11 protein-coding genes and 1 pseudogene are annotated in these 16,280 nt (G+C 63.5%); 10 read left to right on the forward strand and 2 right to left on the reverse strand.

Going from position 1 to position 16,280, the window contains the following annotated elements; all coding sequences use genetic code 11:
* Positions 1–8 precede the first annotated feature (8 nt).
* The 9 genes from QCE79_RS04345 (at position 9) to parC (ending at position 14,593) form a co-directional block, all read left to right on the forward strand.
* Positions 9–1,673: an arylsulfatase gene (locus QCE79_RS04345; protein ID WP_309842125.1), complete on the forward strand. Its 1,665-nt coding sequence runs from the start codon at positions 9–11 to the stop codon at positions 1,671–1,673.
* Positions 1,674–1,691: 18 nt separating this feature from the next.
* Complete coding sequence (locus tag QCE79_RS04350; protein WP_309842129.1) at positions 1,692–4,271, forward strand: fused MFS/spermidine synthase; 2,580 nt, start codon at positions 1,692–1,694, stop codon at positions 4,269–4,271.
* A 79-nt stretch (positions 4,272–4,350) separates the two neighbouring features.
* Positions 4,351–5,319 carry a transporter gene (locus tag QCE79_RS04355; RefSeq protein ID WP_250525592.1) on the forward strand — a complete coding sequence of 323 codons (969 nt, stop codon included), beginning with the start codon at positions 4,351–4,353 and terminating at the stop codon, positions 5,317–5,319.
* A gap of 129 nt (positions 5,320–5,448) precedes the next feature.
* Complete coding sequence (locus tag QCE79_RS04360; protein ID WP_309842132.1) at positions 5,449–6,249, forward strand: hypothetical protein; 801 nt, start codon at positions 5,449–5,451, stop codon at positions 6,247–6,249.
* Between the two features lie 116 nt (positions 6,250–6,365).
* Entirely contained in the window at positions 6,366–7,100 is a 735-nt protein-coding gene (locus tag QCE79_RS04365; protein ID WP_309842136.1) for a class I SAM-dependent methyltransferase, read from the forward strand.
* A 187-nt stretch (positions 7,101–7,287) separates the two neighbouring features.
* Positions 7,288–7,647 (forward strand): DUF4399 domain-containing protein, encoded by a 360-nt coding sequence (locus QCE79_RS04370; RefSeq protein WP_244827998.1) that lies wholly within the window; start codon positions 7,288–7,290, stop codon positions 7,645–7,647.
* Between the two features lie 312 nt (positions 7,648–7,959).
* Positions 7,960–9,894, forward strand: coding sequence for an ATP-binding cassette domain-containing protein (locus tag QCE79_RS04375; protein WP_250464141.1), 1,935 nt, complete (start codon positions 7,960–7,962; stop codon positions 9,892–9,894).
* A gap of 335 nt (positions 9,895–10,229) precedes the next feature.
* On the forward strand, positions 10,230–12,209 hold the full coding sequence (locus QCE79_RS04380; RefSeq protein WP_244827487.1) for a DNA topoisomerase IV subunit B: 1,980 nt from the start codon (positions 10,230–10,232) through the stop codon (positions 12,207–12,209).
* A gap of 65 nt (positions 12,210–12,274) precedes the next feature.
* The gene (gene parC / locus QCE79_RS04385) at positions 12,275–14,593 is read left to right on the forward strand and encodes a DNA topoisomerase IV subunit A (RefSeq protein ID WP_244827488.1); all 2,319 of its coding nucleotides are present in this window, start codon (positions 12,275–12,277) and stop codon (positions 14,591–14,593) included.
* Between the two features lie 49 nt (positions 14,594–14,642).
* Here parC and QCE79_RS04390 read toward each other — a convergent pair.
* Positions 14,643–15,220: pseudogene (locus QCE79_RS04390) on the reverse strand (PIN domain-containing protein).
* On the reverse strand, positions 15,217–15,684 hold the full coding sequence (locus QCE79_RS04395; RefSeq protein WP_309845180.1) for a helix-turn-helix domain-containing protein: 468 nt from the start codon (positions 15,682–15,684) through the stop codon (positions 15,217–15,219). Before QCE79_RS04395 ends, QCE79_RS04390 begins: the two are co-directional and overlap by 4 nt.
* Before the next feature lie 137 nt (positions 15,685–15,821).
* On the opposite strand from QCE79_RS04395, the gene QCE79_RS04400 reads away from it, so the two are divergent.
* Positions 15,822–16,280, forward strand: a complete 459-nt coding sequence (locus QCE79_RS04400; RefSeq protein ID WP_244827489.1) for a CopD family protein — start codon at positions 15,822–15,824, stop codon at positions 16,278–16,280.

The following is a 16,280-nucleotide window of genomic DNA, read 5'->3' on the forward strand; positions in this document are numbered from 1 at the left end:
GAATCACAATGACCAAGCCGCAACTCCGACGCTTCCGCTATATCACCGGCGCGCTCGCCGCGCTCGCGGCGATCTGCGTGCTGATCGTCCCGCCGATCGTCTCGACCGCGCAGACGCCGAACGCGGCGAAGCCCGCGAAACCCGCGCCGGCTCCCGCGCCCGCCGCCGCGCAGAACAATAATCAGAATGGGAAGAAGCCCAACATTCTCGTGATCTTCGGCGACGATATCGGGCAGACCAATATCAGCGCATATAGCAAAGGCGTGGTTGGCTACGAAACGCCGAACATCGATCGCATAGCCAACGAGGGCATGCTCTTCACCGACTACTACGCGGAGAACAGCTGCACGGCGGGCCGTTCGACCTTCATCACGGGCGAAGTCACCTTGCGCACGGGGCTGTCGAAAGTGGGCATTCCCGGCGCGGACGTTGGCCTGCAGGCGCAGAACATCACCATTGCCGAGGCGCTCAAGCCGCTCGGCTATGCGACCGGCCAGTTCGGCAAGAACCATCTCGGCGACCGCGATCAGTACTTGCCCACCAAGCACGGCTTCGACGAGTTCTTCGGCAACCTGTATCACCTGAACGCCGAGGAAGAACCGGAGCGTCCTTATTATCCGAAGAACGACACGGCGTGGGTCAAGGCGAACGCGCCGCGCGGCGTGATCCATTCGTTCGCGGATGGCCGCGGGCAGGACACGGGTCCGCTCAACACCAAACGCATGGAGACGATCGACGACGAAACGACGAGCGCCGCCATCGACTTCATGCAGCGCCAGAACAAGGCCAACAAACCTTTCTTCGTGTGGATGAACACGACGCGCATGCATTTGTTCACGCACGTGCGGCCATCCATGCTCGGTCAAAGCGGCATGCCGGGCAACGAATACGCCGACGGCATGATCGAGCATGACAACGACGTCGGCAAGCTGCTCAAGGCGCTCGACGACATGAAGATCGCGGACAACACCATCGTCGTCTATACGACGGACAACGGGCCGAACCAGTTCTCATGGCCGGATGCCGCCACCACGCCTTTCCGCAGCGAGAAAAACACCAACTGGGAAGGCGCGTTCCGGGTGCCCGCGATCATCCGCTGGCCCGGCAAGATCAAGCCGGGGACGGTTTCGCGGCAGATGATCTCGGGCCTCGACTGGTTCCCGACGCTGGTCGCCGCCGCGGGCGACAACGGCATTGCCGACCGCTTGCTCAAGGGCGCGGCGATCGGCGGCAAGAACTTCAAGGTGCATCTGGACGGCTATAACTTCGTGCCGTATCTCACTGGCCAGACGAAGGACGCGCCACGTCACGAGTTCTTTTACTTCAACGACGATGGCCTGCTCGTCGCGATGCGCCAGGACGACTGGAAGGTGGTCTTCTGCGAGCAGCGCCAGCCGGGCGGCTATGAAGTGTGGGCGAACCCGTTCACGTGTCTGCGCGTGCCGAAAATCTTCAATCTGCGCATGGACCCTTACGAGCGCGCCGATATCGTCTCCGACCAGTATTACGACTGGACCACGAAGAACGTGTATATCGCGCAATACGCCGTCTCGAAGGTCGCGCCGTTCCTCGCGACGTTCAAGCAATATCCGCCCGCTCAACGGCCCAGCAGCTTCAGTATCGACCAGATGACCGACAACTTGATGAAGAGCATCGAAAGCGCGGGCAAGTGATCCGGGAGCCGAGAGACGATGACAGATCTGAGCGCCGCGATCAAATCCGCCCGGACCAAGGCAAGCCGCCGCGCACCGGCCAGCGCCGATGCGCATCACGCGAGCACCATGCGTCTCGCGTGGCCTGCGTTGCTGTTGTTTGCATCGGGCGGCGCGGCGCTGATCTACCAGGTGTTGTGGGTGCGGCAACTCACGCTCGTGGTCGGCATCGAAGTGCAGGCCGTGACCGTTGCGATCAGTGCGTTCTTTGCGGGACTCGCGCTCGGCGGATGGATCTTCGGCAAGCTCGCCGACCGGAGCATGCGGCCTTGGTTGCTGTACGCGGGACTGGAACTCGCCGTGCTTGGCCTCGGTCCGGGCGCGACGCACGCGCTGGCGCACTCGGCCGCGCTCTTCGCGACGCTGCAAGAGCGCGCCGGGCCGCTTGCGTGGTTCTTGCCGTTCGCGCTGGTCGGCGCGCCTGCCATCGCGATGGGCGGCACTTTGCCCGTCCTCATGCGTGCAACCGGCGCGTCGCGGCAAGACATCGGTGGCGCGGGCGGGCGGTTGTACGCGGCCAATACCGCGGGCGCCATCGCTGGCGCGTTGCTGCCGGTGTTCGTGCTGATTCCTTTGCTAGGCGTGCAGGGCAGCGCCTATGCGGCCGCGCTTCTCAACGCCTGCGCCGCGATCGGTGCAATGTTGCTCATGCGCCGCGCCGCCGTGCAGAACGGTTCGCTCGATGACCCCGCCGCGCGCGCCAGCGCCGCTTCCTCCGGCTCGCGCATCGCCATTGCGCTCTATGCCGTCGCGGGTGGCATCGCGCTCGGCTACGAGGTGATCTGGTCGCAGGCCATCGGGCAATTCGTCAGCACGCGCAGCTTCGCTTTTTCTATCGTGCTCGCCACGTATTTGCTCGGTCTTGCGCTCGGCAGCGCGATCGCGGCGCGCCATGCCCAACGGATACGCGACCCGTGGAGCGCATTCGGCGTGCTGATCGCGTTGGCGGGTCTGGCCGCGTTCGCGGGCGTCGCATGCGTGGGCGACTGGCTTTCGCTCGCCCAGCGTCACGCAGCCGACTTCGGCCTGAGCGTGACGGGCAACATGCTCGCGTCGATGAGCGCGGGCTTTGCCGTCGCCGCATGCGTGATCGTGCTCGTGCCGACGATCTTGCTCGGCGCGGCGTTCCCTTTCGCGCTCGCCATGGCCGCCGATGGGGACACGGCGCACGGAAGCGGCATCGCAAGCCGGGTAGGGCGCGTCGTCGCGATGAATACGGCGGGCGGCATCGGCGGGACGCTGTTTGCGGGTTTCGTGCTGATTCCGTCGCTCGGTCTAATCCGCTCGCTCGGCTTGCTTGCGGTCGCGGCGAGTCTGATCGGCTTGTCGGCGGCACTGAGCGCGCGCTCCGCACAAAAGGCCGGCATCTGGGCAAGCGCCGGCATTGCGGCGATCTCGGTTGCCGTCTCGATCGTCGTGCCGTCCGACCGGCTTGGCGTGCTGCTCGCCAAGGCGCATCACGGCAGCCTTGCCTATTACGAGGAAAGCTCGGGCGGGACGGTCGCCGTGCTCGAACAAGGCCCTGAGGCGCAACGGTTCCGCCGTCTCTACATTCAAGGTGTCTCGAACTCGGGCGACGCCATGACGTCGCTGCGCTACATGCGTCTGCAAGCGCTGCTGCCGCTCATCGTGCATGCCGGTGCGCCGCGTTCCGCGCTCGTCATCGGACTCGGCACGGGTATCACGGCGGGCGCGCTGCTCGCGTGGCCGGGCCTCGAAAAACGGGTGGTCGCCGAATTGTTGCCGGCGGTCGTGCGCGCGTCGCCGGCGTTCGCGGGCAATTACGACGTGAGCGCCGATCCGCGCATCGAACTTCGAGCCGGAGATGGCAGGCGCGAACTGCTGTCGCGCGATGAACGCTACGACCTCGTGACGCTCGAACCGCCGCCGCCATCGGCGGCGGGCGTGGTGAACCTGTATTCGACTCAGTTCTACCGGCTCGCGGCGGCGCGATTGAACGAGCGCGGTATCGTCGCGCAATGGTTGCCAATCGCGACGCAAAACGAGCAGGAAACGCGCTCGCTCATCCGCAGCTTCATGCAGGTGTTTCCGCATGCCGCGCTCTTCACCACCGAGTTCCACGAGATGATGCTGATCGGCTCCAGGGAGCCGTTGACGCTCGACGTGCCGCGCATTCGCGAGCGCTTGGCACAGCCCGACGTAGCGCGCGCGTTGAACGAGGTGGGCATCGGCTCGGCGGAAGCGCTTCTTGCAACTTATGTCGCGGACGGCCCCGCACTTGCCTACTATGCCGCCGATGCCCGCCCCGTCACCGACGACGATCCGCGCATCGAATACGCGCCGTGGGTCGAGCCGACGGATTTTCCGGCGACGCTGACGCGCTTGCTGGCGTTGCAGAGCGAACCGCCGCTCGCAAACGGCGACGCCGGATTCACCGAAGCGCTGCACAGCGAGCGCGACACACTGCATGCGTTTTACCGGGCGGGACTCGATGCGTATCGTGGCGACCGCAACGCATGGGCGGGGGAAATTCGCGCGGTGCTGAGCGCCGACCAGGCGAACCCGTATTACCGCTGGGTGCTCGGCGCGCACGACTGAGCGCCGCATCTTGCTTGCGTGAAATCGTTGTTTTTTCTAAAGGCGATGAACCGGCATGACGTTACCGACACACCACCTCATGCATGCTCTCCGAGTCCATTGGCATCGCCTCGCCGTGGCGCTTTTCGTGGTCGGCGTCTGCCTGCTGCCTTTATCCTCGCGTGCGACCGAGGGCGCGTTGGGACGGCCCGTTGCGGGCATGAGCGTGCTGTCCGGGATCGGCATTGTTCCGCCGGAGCCGCTGACGCTGGTGAGTCTGCAGCAAATTTATATCGATGGTTCCATCAGCGGCAATCGTCAGGTCCCGATTGCCGGCAAGACCTCGCTCGGGATCGACGGGCAAGTCGCCTTCACGCTCGCGACGGTGCTCAAGGTATGGGGCGGCTTTGCGGGATGGGACTTCGCATCGGGAATCACGGTTCCGTACGTATGGACCGAAGTGACGGCATCGTTTTCGGCGGGGCGTTTCGGAACGACGAGCAGCGACCGCGCGTCGAATCTGTTCGACCTCTACTTCACGCCTATCGTGGCCGGGTATCACTTTTCCCAGACGGCGCATATCGCGCTCAGCTTCAATTTCTGGGCGCCCACCGGCCACTACGATGCGAACGCGCTCGCCAATCCCAGCCTGAATAACTGGACCTTCGTCCCGCAGGTCGCGTTCACCCAGTTGATGCCGAAATACGGGCTCGAATTCGACGTCGTGGCCGGTCTCCAGTTTTATACGCGAAACACCGCAACCGATTATCAGAACGCGCCATTGTTCACGCTGGATGCAATGGGACTGAAGAAGTTCTCGAACGGACTGGGGGTTGGCCTCGTGCTCGGAACGGTTCAGCAGTTGGGCAACGACTCGGGACCGCTCGCGGACAGGCTGAACGGCTTTCGGGGGCACGACTTTTCGATGGGTCCGATCCTCACCTACGACACCAAGATCGACGGCAAGCGCCCGTTGTCGGCAAGCTTGCGATGGGTGCCGTCGATTGCAAGCACGAACCGGTTGAAGAGCACGGCGAGCGTGATGGCGACCATGTCCGTCGCTTTCTAGGCCGCGGCCGCCCTTCGATCGACGAGTCGAAACGCTGCGTCCCCGGCGTTTTTTCAACTGCACCGCGCCTGCTTTCTGGTCGATAATGCGGCGAACCGTTGCGCCGCCGCGCCCACGACCCATGCGCTCATGACTGAAGTCGAATCCGCCGTCCTCGTTTTCGCGTTGCTGCTCGCAAGCACCGGCTTGGGCGCGATCGTCCGGCCGTTGCTGCCCGAGGAGCACAAGGCGCAGGAGACCGTGCAACTCGTGCAACTGCTGGTCGGCATGCTGGTGACCTTCGCGGCGCTCGTGCTCGGCTTGCTGACGGCATCCGCGAAAACGGTCTTCGATACCACCAACACCGACTTGCGCAGCTACGCGACATCGATCATCGAACTCGATCACACCATGCGCGATTACGGCGCCGGCCTTGAGCGCGCACGTGCGCTCTTGCGCTCGTACACCGCGGCGGCGATCGCCAGCACCTGGCCCGACGAAGCGCCGCCCGTGGGGGATTATCCGGCGGTCGGCACATCGCTTGGCGGAGCCGACAATCTCGCGAGCCGCACACTCGGCGAATTGCTCAATCGTGGCCAGCATGAAGTGCGCATGCTCGCACCGGGCGATGCCTACCACCAGCGCCTCGCCGACGAATGCGCGACGCGCTTCGAAGACCTCATTGCGCTGCGCTGGAAGCTCGTCGAGGAAGCGCATGGGTCGATCTCCTATCCGTTCGACCGGATTCTCGTCGGCTGGCTGCTCATCATCTTTCTGTGCTTCGGGCTGATCGCGCCGCGCAACGCGCTGTCGCTCGTGACGATCACGCTGGGCGCGCTGTCGATCGCCTCGGCGGTGCTCGTGATCCTCGATCTCGACACGCCGTTCTCCGGTCCGATCATGGTGCACAGCCAACCGATGCGCGACGCGCTGGCTTATCAGAGCCGCTAATCTCCGGTTACGCTGATGCGTGCTTCGTCGCGCTCGCCGACGAGAAGCGCTAATCTCCTGTTACGCTGAGCGGCGCTTCGTCGCGCTCCATCACTCGTTCGCCTACAGAGCCGCTCATGTCCAGTTACGCTGATCCACGCATCGTCGCGCTCTACGACGCGCTCAATCCCGCCGCCGCCGATACCGCTTTTTATCTCGCGCTAGCCGAATCGGCGGGACATATCGTCGATCTGGGCTGCGGCACGGGCTTGCTCGCCTGCGAATTGGCGATGCGTGGCTACAAGGTCACGGGCATCGATCCTTCCGCGCCCATGTTGCGCGTTGCGCGCGCGCGTGCGCATGGCGAGCGCGTGACGTGGATCGAAGGCGACGCCTCCGCCTTGCCGTTCGTCGCCCCTGCCGATCTCTTGTTGATGACGGGTCACGTCGCGCAAGTCTTTCTCGACGACGCCACCTTTCTCGCCACGCTCGTGGCCGCGCGCCGGGCGGTGCGTCGTGGCGGACGCATCGCCTTCGAAAGCCGCAATCCCATTGCGCGCGCGTGGGAGCGATGGACGCCGGAGCATTCGCGACGTCGCGTGAGCGGGCAGGATGGCCGCGGCGTCGAAGTGTGGCAGGAACTCCACGCGACCCCCGATCCGCTAATCAGCGCACGCGCGGCCTTCACGACGCACTATCGTTTCGACGATGGCGAGACGCTATCCACAAAGAGCGAGTTGCGCTTTCGCTCGCGCGATGAGTTGGCGCGCCTGCTCGATGACGCGGGTTTTGCGCAGATCGATTGGTATGGAAACTGGGATCGTGCGCCGGTGACGGACGAGAGTCCCGAGTTGATCGCCGTGGCGTCGTGAACGCTCGGACGCGAGCGCGCCACGTTGGCGTGGCGAGTAGCCACGACAACTTCACGACACGCGGTGTATCCTTGGTCGCGGCCTCGGCGCGAAGGCTCGCGCAATCGGCCGGTTTATCGACAAGGAGAACACGATGCTTAAGAAAACGCTCTCGAAAGCGCTGTTGCCCGGCGCATTCGCGCTCTCGATGCTCGCTGGCGCGGCACATGCGCAATCGTCGCGCGTCTACTTCGTGGAGCCGAAGGACGGCGCCACCGTCACGAGCCCCGTGCATGTGAAGTTCGGCGTGGACGGCATGAAGATCGCGCCAGCCGGCACGATGACGGAAGGCACCGGACATCACCATCTGCTCATCGACAGCGGTCCCTTGCCCAAGGGCACCGTGATTCCCGCGAACGATACCTCGCTGCACTTCGGTAAAGGCCAGACGGAAGCCGATGTGAAGCTGCCGCCGGGCGATCACACGCTCACCATGCAGTTCGGCGACGGCCAGCACAAGTCGTATGGGCCGGAAATGAGTTCCACCATCAAGGTTCATGTGAAGTAACGTGAGGGCGGCGGGGGCAGCGGCGATTCCTTGCGGAATGGCCGAGGCTGCCGTCGCGATTCTTTCGTACCTACCGGCACGCCGCATCCGCATCCAGCCGACGATTGCATCGGCCGCATCGACGTCCCATGCGTTTCGGACCAGCCACGCCGCCGCCCTCATCCATACGGCCAGGGCCTTCGCCGACGACCGCGCGCGCACGCCGCGTTTCCGACTCGCCATCCTCGTCCATTCAGCCAGCGCCCCAACCCTCGGGCCTAACATCGGTACAATGGCCGCTTCCCCGGTATCGCACTGTTCGCATCCATCCCCATGTCGCTTTATTCCATTACGGACGCGCAGCTCGCGTTCGGTCACGTCGCATTGCTCGATCACGCGGATTTTTCGCTCGAAGCGGGTGAACGCGTCGGTCTGATCGGCCGCAACGGCGCGGGCAAGTCGTCGCTACTCAAGATCGTGGCGGGGCTCGCCGCGCCCGACGACGGTCTCGTCACGCGTCAGAACGAACTCTCCACGGTCTATGTGCCGCAAGAACCCGAATTCGATCTCGACGCCACCGTGTTCGATGTCGTCGCCTCCGGCCTGACCGAAGCACGCGCGCTCCTCGACGAATACGACGCCGTCGCCCACGAACTCGCGGATACCCCCGAAGGCGCGCAGCACGACGCCTTGCTCTCGCGCATGAACGCGCTGCAATCGGCGCTCGATTTGCGCGATGCCTGGAACTGGCGCAATCGCGTCGCGACCACGCTCGCGCAGATCGGTCTCAACGGCGACGCGCGTTCGGGCGCGCTGTCCGGCGGCATGAAAAAGCGTGTCGCCCTGGCCCGCGCGCTCGTCGTGCAGCCCGACGTGCTCTTGCTCGACGAACCGACCAACCATCTCGACTTCGACGGCATCCGCTGGCTGGAAGACCTGCTCGTGACACTGCGCACGGGGCTGCTGTTCATCACGCACGATCGCGCGTTTCTGGATCGCGTGGCTACACGCATCGTCGAACTGGATCGCGGGCGGCTCTTGTCGTATCCCGGCAACTTCAGCGCGTACCAGACGAGAAAGGCGCAGCAACTCGAAGTCGAACAGGTGGAAGCGGCGAAGTTCGACAAACTGCTCGCGCAGGAAGAAGTGTGGATTCGCAAGGGCGTGGAAGCACGCCGCACGCGCAGTGTCGGACGCATTGCGCGGCTCGTCGAGATGCGCAACGAGCGCGCCGAACGCCGCAACGTGCAAGGCAACGTCAAACTGGATGTCGGGCAGGGCGAGAAATCCGGCAAGATCGTCTCCGAACTGACCGATGTAACCAAACGCTTTGGCGGGCGCACCGTCGTCGATGCCTTCACGGCCACCGTCATGCGCGGCGACAAGATCGGGTTCGTCGGGCCGAACGGCGCGGGCAAGACGACGCTGCTCAAGCTGATTCTCGGCGAATTGCAGCCCGACGAAGGGCGCGTGCGTACCGGCACGAACATTCAGGCGGCGTATTTCGATCAGATGCGCGCACAGCTCGATCTCGACAAATCGCTCGCCGACACCATCAGCCCCGGCAGCGAATGGGTCGAAGTGAACGGCGTGAAGAAGCACGTGATGAGCTATCTCGGCGACTTCCTGTTCGCACCGGAACGCGCGCGCTCGCCGGTGCGCTCGCTGTCGGGCGGCGAGCGCAATCGGCTGCTGCTTGCGCGGCTCTTTGCGCGGCCCGCCAACGTGCTCGTGCTGGATGAGCCGACCAACGACCTCGACATTCCCACGCTCGAACTGCTCGAAGAACTGCTCGCGGAATACGACGGCACCGTGCTGCTCGTGAGTCACGACCGCGCTTTTCTCGACAACGTGGTGACGTCCGTGTTCGCTGCGGAAGGCGGCGGCAAGTGGCGCGAGTATGTCGGCGGCTTCTCGGACTGGCAGATTCAGCGCGAACGTTCGGAGCGTATCGCCGAGGAAGCCGCGCGTCAGAGCGCGAAGGAAGCGACGAAGGACGACGCGCCGAAGGAAAGCGCGGCCGGCCGCAACGCGCAACGCAGCGTCAAGATGTCGTTCAAGGAACAGCGCGAGCTGGAAGCGCTGCCGGTGCGCATCGCGGAACTGGAAGAGGAGCAAAAGCGCATCGGCGCGCAGCTGGAAGACGGTTCGATCTTCGCGAAGGACGCCAAGGAAGGCGCGCGTCTTTCGGAGCGGCACGCAGCGATCGACGAGGAACTCATGGTTGCGCTCGAGCGCTGGGAAGAGCTCGAAGCCAAGCGCAAGTAACACACGCATTTCAGCATGCCTGGCCGCGACCGCGCGGAATCGGCGCGGTCAGGGCTGGCCTTTTATTCGTCCGATGTGGGCGGCGCGGACGAAAACCGCTATTCTCCTAGCGCGGCCAAGGATCGGCGGGCGGGGCGAGCGCTCCGCACGAGCACATCCGGCCAGGCAGATAACGTTTCGAGCAATCGATCAAGCATTCGCCGGCACTTCGGGCGCATGTCGTGGCATTCCCGCGAGCACGCACGATGCCGGGTCAACGTTCAACTATGACCACGAAAAAATCCAGCGCGGCCGAGGCAGGCACGCAACACCGCGCAGCGCAACGAGAGCGCGCGATGAGCGCGAAAGCGGCCGGCTACAGCGAAGCATCGATCAAGGTTCTCAAGGGGCTCGAGCCGGTCAAGCAGCGGCCCGGCATGTACACGCGCACCGAGAACCCGCTGCATATCATTCAGGAAGTCATCGACAACGCGTCCGACGAGGCGCTCGGCGGCTACGGCAAGCAGATCACCGTCACGCTTCATACGGACAACTCCGTGTCCGTCGAAGACGACGGCCGTGGCATTCCGTTCGGCTTGCATCCGGAAGAAGGCGTGCCGGTGGTCGAAATCGTGTTCACGCGCTTGCACGCGGGCGGCAAGTTCGACAAGGCCGCGGGCGGCGCCTATACGTTTTCCGGCGGGCTGCACGGCGTGGGCGTTTCGGTCACGAACGCGCTTGCCACGCGCCTCGAAGTCACGGTCTGGCGCGACAACAAGATCGCGCAACTGGCGTTCGCCAATGGCGACGTCATCGAGCAACTCGTCACGCGCCCCGGCGACCGGGGCGCGAAAAAGACGGGCACGCGCGTGCGCGCCTGGCCCAATCCCAAGTACTTCGACTCCCCGAATTTCCCGCTCGGCGAATTGCAGCGCCTGTTGCGTTCTAAAGCCGTCTTGCTGCCGGGCGTGGAAGTGGCGCTCGTCATCGAGAAAACGGGCGAACGGCAGTCGTGGCGATACGAAGACGGTTTGCGCGGCTATCTGCTCGAAGGCATGGGCGGCAGCGACTTGCTGATCCCGCTTTTCGAAGGCGAACGTTTCGCGGAAAGCTCGCGTTCCAGCGAGGAAACCTTCGCCGAAGGCGAGGGCGCGTCGTGGGTCGTCGCGTGGAGCGAGGAAGGGCCGCTTCTGCGCGAGTCTTACGTCAATCTGATACCGACGCCCGCGGGCGGCACGCACGAATCCGGCCTGCGCGACGGGCTCTTTCAGGCGGTTAAAAGTTTCGTCGAGCTTCATAACCTTCAGCCGAAGGGCGTGAAACTTCTCGCCGAGGACGTGTTCGCGCGCGTCTCGTTCGTGCTCTCCGCGAAAGTGCTCGATCCGCAGTTCCAAGGCCAGATCAAGGAACGCCTGAACAGTCGCGATGCCGTAAAACTCGTTTCGTCGTTCTCGCGTCCGGCGCTCGAATTGTGGCTCAACCAGCACGTGGAATACGGCAAGAAGCTCGCGGAACTGGTGATTCGCCAGGCGCAGGCGCGTACACGTGCCGGGCAGAAGGTCGAGAAGCGCAAGAGTTCGGGCGTCGCGGTGCTGCCGGGCAAGCTGACGGATTGCGAATCGACGGACATCGCGCGTAACGAACTCTTTCTCGTCGAGGGCGATTCGGCGGGCGGCTCCGCGAAAATGGGCCGCGACAAGGAGTTCCAGGCCATCCTGCCCTTGCGTGGCAAGGTGTTGAACACGTGGGAAACGGAACGCGACCGGCTTTTCGCGAACAACGAAGTGCATGACATCGCCGTGGCGATCGGCGTCGATCCGCATAGTCCGGACGACAAGATCGACCTGTCGAATCTGCGCTACGGCAAGATCTGCATTCTCTCGGACGCGGACGTCGACGGCTCGCACATTCAGGTGCTCTTGCTCACGCTTTTCTTCAAGCACTTCCCGCAATTGATCGAACGCGGTCACGTGCATGTGGCGCGTCCGCCGCTCTTTCGTGTCGATGCCCCCGCGCGCGGCAAGAAGCCCGCGCAGAAACTCTATGCGCTCGACGAAGGCGAACTCGAAGCCATTTTAGACAAGCTGCGCAAGGACGGCGTGCGCGAAACCGCATGGACCATCAGCCGCTTCAAGGGCCTCGGCGAAATGAGCGCGGAACAACTCTGGGACACGACCATGAACCCCGACACGCGCCGTTTGCTGCCGGTCGGCCTGGGCGATCTCGGCTTCGATCTCACCGTCTCGCGCATGACCATGCTGATGGGCAAGGGCGAAGCCGCGTCGCGCAGAAGCTGGCTCGAAGAGAAGGGCAACGAAGTGGAAGCGGACATCTGAGCCTCGCAATCTGGCCCATAGCGCCCGCATGCAACGCGCCCTGAACGCATAACAACGGATATTCGATGGGAATCACAGACGATCTCTTCGCCGATCAGCAAGCAGCACCGGAAGGCGAACAACTCACACTCGGCGATTACGCCGAACGCGCTTATCTCGACTACGCGGTGAGCGTGGTCAAGGGCCGCGCGCTGCCCGACGTGTGCGACGGGCAAAAGCCCGTGCAGCGCCGCATCCTCTACGCGATGAGCGAGATGGGGCTCGCCTCGGGCGCGAAGCCGGTGAAGTCGGCGCGCGTGGTCGGCGACGTGCTCGGCAAGTATCACCCGCACGGCGACCAGTCCGCCTACGACGCGCTCGTGCGTCTCGCGCAGGACTTTTCGATGCGCTATCCGCTCATCGACGGTCAGGGCAATTTCGGCTCGCGCGACGGCGATGGCGCGGCAGCCATGCGCTACACCGAAGCGCGTCTCACGCCCATTGCGCGCCTTTTGCTCGATGAAATCGATCAGGGCACCGTCGATTTCATGCCGAACTACGACGGTTCGTTCGAAGAGCCGAAGCTCTTGCCCGCGCGTCTGCCGTTCTTGTTGCTCAATGGCGCATCGGGCATTGCGGTGGGTCTCGCAACCGAGATTCCCTCGCACAATCTGCGCGAAGTGGCGCAGGCCGCCGTCGCGATGATCCGCGACCCGAAACTCGGCCATGCCGGCGTGATGGAAAAGCTGAACGGCCCGGACTTTCCGGGCGGCGGGCAGATCATCTCGAGTCACGCGGAAATCTCGACGGCCTACGAGACCGGACGCGGCAGCCTGAAAGTGCGCGCCCGCTGGAAGATCGAGGAACTCGCGCGCGGTCAGTGGCAACTCGTCATTACCGAATTGCCGCCGAGCACGTCCGGACAGAAGGTTCTCGAAGAAATCGAGGAACTCACCAACCCGAAGATCAAGCTCGGCAAGAAGACGCTCACGCCCGACCAGTTGCAGACCAAGCAGACACTGCTCGGCTTGCTCGACACCGTTCGCGACGAGTCCGGCAAGGACGCGCCCGTGCGGCTCGTGTTCGAGCCGAAGTCAAGCCGTATCGACCAGACCGAATTCGTGCATTCGCTGCTCGCGCATACGAGCCTCGAATCGAACGCGGCGATCAACCTGGTGATGGTCGGCGCGGATGGCCGGCCGCGGCAAAAGGGCATCGTCGAAATCTTGCACGAGTGGGTCGGCTTCCGCTTCGTGACGGTGACGCGCCGCACGCAGCATCGGCTGAACAAGGTGAACGACCGCATCCATATTCTCGAAGGGCGGATGATCGTCTTCCTGAATATCGACGAGGTCATTCGCATCATCCGCGAGGCGGACGAGCCGAAGCAGGCGCTGATCCAGCGCTTCAACCTGTCGGACCGGCAGGCGGAAGACATCCTCGAAATCCGCTTGCGTCAGTTGGCGCGGCTCGAAGCGATCAAGATCGAGCAGGAGCTGGCCGACCTCGGCACCGAGAAGACGAAGCTCGAAGAGTTGCTCAATAGCGATGCCGCGATGAAGCGTCTGCTCATCAAGGAAATCGAGTCGGACGCGAAGCAATATGGCGACGATCGCCGCACGCTGATTCAGCAGGAAAAGCGCGCGACCTTCGAAGTGCGCGTGGTCGACGAACCGGTGACGGTAGTCGTCTCGCAGCGTGGCTGGGTGCGCGCGCTGAAAGGCCACGGACTCGATCCGGCGGGCTTTACTTTCAAGGCGGGCGACAGTCTTTACGCGGTGTTCCAGGCGCGCACGCCGGACACGCTCATCGCTTGGGGCAGCAACGGGCGCGTGTATTCCGTGGCGGTCGCCTTGCTGCCGGGCGGCCGTGGCGACGGCGTGCCAGTCACGTCGCTGATCGAACTGGAGTCGGGCTCGCACTTGCTGCATTACTTCGCGGCGACGGCGGAGCAGCCGTTGCTGCTGGCATCGAGCAATGGCTTTGGCTTCATGGCGAAGCTCGGCGACATGGTGAGCCGCAACAAGGCGGGCAAGGCGTTCATGACGATCGACGAGGGCGCATTGCCGCTTGCGCCGATGCCGGTCGTGCCGGGCGCGAACTATGTCGCGTGTTTATCTAGCACGGGGCGACTGCTCGTGTTCGGCATGGACGAGATGAAGACGCTCTCGGGCGGCGGACGCGGCGTGATTCTGATGGCGCTCGATCCGAAGGAAACCTTGCGTCAGGCGCTTGCCATCGATGCACGCGGCGTGGTGATGATCGGCACCGGACGCGGCGGCAAGCCGAAGGACGAGAAGCTGTCGGGCTCGCAGTTGCAATTGCATCTGGGCAAGCGGGCGAGAAAGGGCAGGACGCCGGATGGGACGTTGAAGGTCGCGGAGTTGAGGCCGGTGTTTGAGTGAGGGCGATTGTGAGTCCGTCGCGATGCCGGTTTGCTTCCGGCATCGCGCTCTACAAGACCGACCGGAATCTCGCGAGAGATTTACAAGTAGTGACGAGCCCCTGCTTCGACAGGATGTCGAGATAACGGTCCACGTCGAGCAAAGGGTTCCTTAGCTGTCTGCGTTGACGTTGGGCCGCGAGCACCACGGCGGCTTCGTCGAGATCGAAAAGATTGTCGACGAACACATCGGGGTGCTGCGCCTCGACGTCGTAGGTCGACAAGACTTCGTCTGGAAAATCGCGCTTGTTGAACGTGACGATAACGCTCGCGCCGCAGCGAATTGCCGCCGCCAGCACATGGCGGTCGTTGGGATCGGGAAGGTCGAGCGCGTCGATGAGTTCGTCATAGTGGCTGACGAGTGCGTCTGGAATGGCGGCATCCATCAGGGCGGCCGTGCGGTCCACTTGTCGTGCCGACAAGTCGGGACGGTTACGCAAGAGATTGCGCTTCCATTCGTCGTGTATTCGCGCGCTCCATCGCGCTCTGAAAAAAGCCCGGACAAACCCAGCCACATCAGAAAGTCTCGCAACGGCGCCGGGTACAACACGCACGCATTATAAATAACCGTAAAGCGGGAACTCCTCATTCGTAACCCATTCCTAGTTCTTGTGCCTGTCGGGTTAATGCTTCCATGGCCCGCTCGCTTTCTTGATCGCGCTCGGCTTTGTAGCGCATGAGGTCCGTGAAGCGCACGCGGCGATGCTTCCCGGTCTTGCGAAACGGCAACGCATTGGATTCGAGCAATTTGACGAGATGCGGTCTGGAAACGTTGAGCAGATCGGCGGCCTCCTGCGTGGTCAGCTCGGCGTGAACCGGGACCACTCTTACAGCGTTGCCGTCCGCAAGTTCGGCGAGGATATCGACGAGCAGTCGAAGCGCCGAAGTTGGCAATTCAACTTGATGCGCCTTTTCATGGTCATCGTAAATTTGAATGCGTTGAGTCTGAAATCCGGTCGAGAGATAGGCGGCAAGTGTGCGCTGTCCTTCGCCCGCAACCTGTACTTCGCGTTCGACCGGCAGCGTCGTCTCGGATATGGCTGGATGGGTCATGGCTGTTCTCATGTACGTTCGGCAGGCTTTCCATTTTATTCGAAATAAACGAAAATCGCAGCAAACAAAACGGCTACACATCGCGTCACCCGCGGCACCTTCCTCCCGAACCTAATCAACCGATAATCAAAAGATCCATGACCCACGCCATCGAAGCCGCCCTTTTCCTGCACCTGCTCGGTGTCGCCATATGGATAGGCGGGATGGTCTTCGCGCATTTCTGCCTGCGCCCGGCGCTCGGCGATCTCACGCCGCAATTGCGCCTGCCGCTCTGGGAAGCCGTGTTCGCACGCTTCTTCAACTGGGTCGCGGGGTCGGTGCTCGTGATTCTGCTCACGGGCGGCTTCCTGCTGTGGCAGTTCGGCGGTGGTCACGCGGCGTGGCCGCTGCACGCCATGGCAGGGCTCGGCATCGTGATGATGCTGATCTTCGGGCACATCCGCTTTGGCGTGTTTCCGCGCATCCGTCGCGCGGTGCAGGCGCAGAACTGGCCCGATGGCGCGCGCGCCGTGGGCACGGTGCGGCGCCTCGTCGTGATCAACCTGGTATTGGGCGTGGTGACGATCGGTACTGCCGTCTTGTCGCGCGGCTTTTGA

This window comes from Caballeronia sp. LZ003, assembly GCF_031451465.1.
In the GTDB taxonomy this organism is placed as follows: Bacteria; Pseudomonadota; Gammaproteobacteria; order Burkholderiales; family Burkholderiaceae; genus Caballeronia.

Bases quoted from the DNA above. Each gene is read 5' to 3' on its own strand.
- QCE79_RS04345 (WP_309842125.1), top strand. From the start codon at position 9: ATGACCAAGCCGCAACTCCGACGCTTCCGCTATATCACCGGCGCGCTC.
- QCE79_RS04350 (WP_309842129.1), top strand. From the start codon at position 1,692: ATGACAGATCTGAGCGCCGCGATCAAATCCGCCCGGACCAAGGCAAGC.
- QCE79_RS04355 (WP_250525592.1), top strand. From the start codon at position 4,351: ATGCATGCTCTCCGAGTCCATTGGCATCGCCTCGCCGTGGCGCTTTTC.
- QCE79_RS04360 (WP_309842132.1), top strand. From the start codon at position 5,449: ATGACTGAAGTCGAATCCGCCGTCCTCGTTTTCGCGTTGCTGCTCGCA.
- QCE79_RS04365 (WP_309842136.1), top strand. From the start codon at position 6,366: ATGTCCAGTTACGCTGATCCACGCATCGTCGCGCTCTACGACGCGCTC.
- QCE79_RS04370 (WP_244827998.1), top strand. From the start codon at position 7,288: ATGCTCGCTGGCGCGGCACATGCGCAATCGTCGCGCGTCTACTTCGTG.
- QCE79_RS04375 (WP_250464141.1), top strand. From the start codon at position 7,960: ATGTCGCTTTATTCCATTACGGACGCGCAGCTCGCGTTCGGTCACGTC.
- QCE79_RS04380 (WP_244827487.1), top strand. From the start codon at position 10,230: ATGAGCGCGAAAGCGGCCGGCTACAGCGAAGCATCGATCAAGGTTCTC.
- parC (WP_244827488.1), top strand. From the start codon at position 12,275: ATGGGAATCACAGACGATCTCTTCGCCGATCAGCAAGCAGCACCGGAA.
- QCE79_RS04395 (WP_309845180.1), bottom strand. From the start codon at position 15,684: ATGACCCATCCAGCCATATCCGAGACGACGCTGCCGGTCGAACGCGAA.
- QCE79_RS04400 (WP_244827489.1), top strand. From the start codon at position 15,822: ATGACCCACGCCATCGAAGCCGCCCTTTTCCTGCACCTGCTCGGTGTC.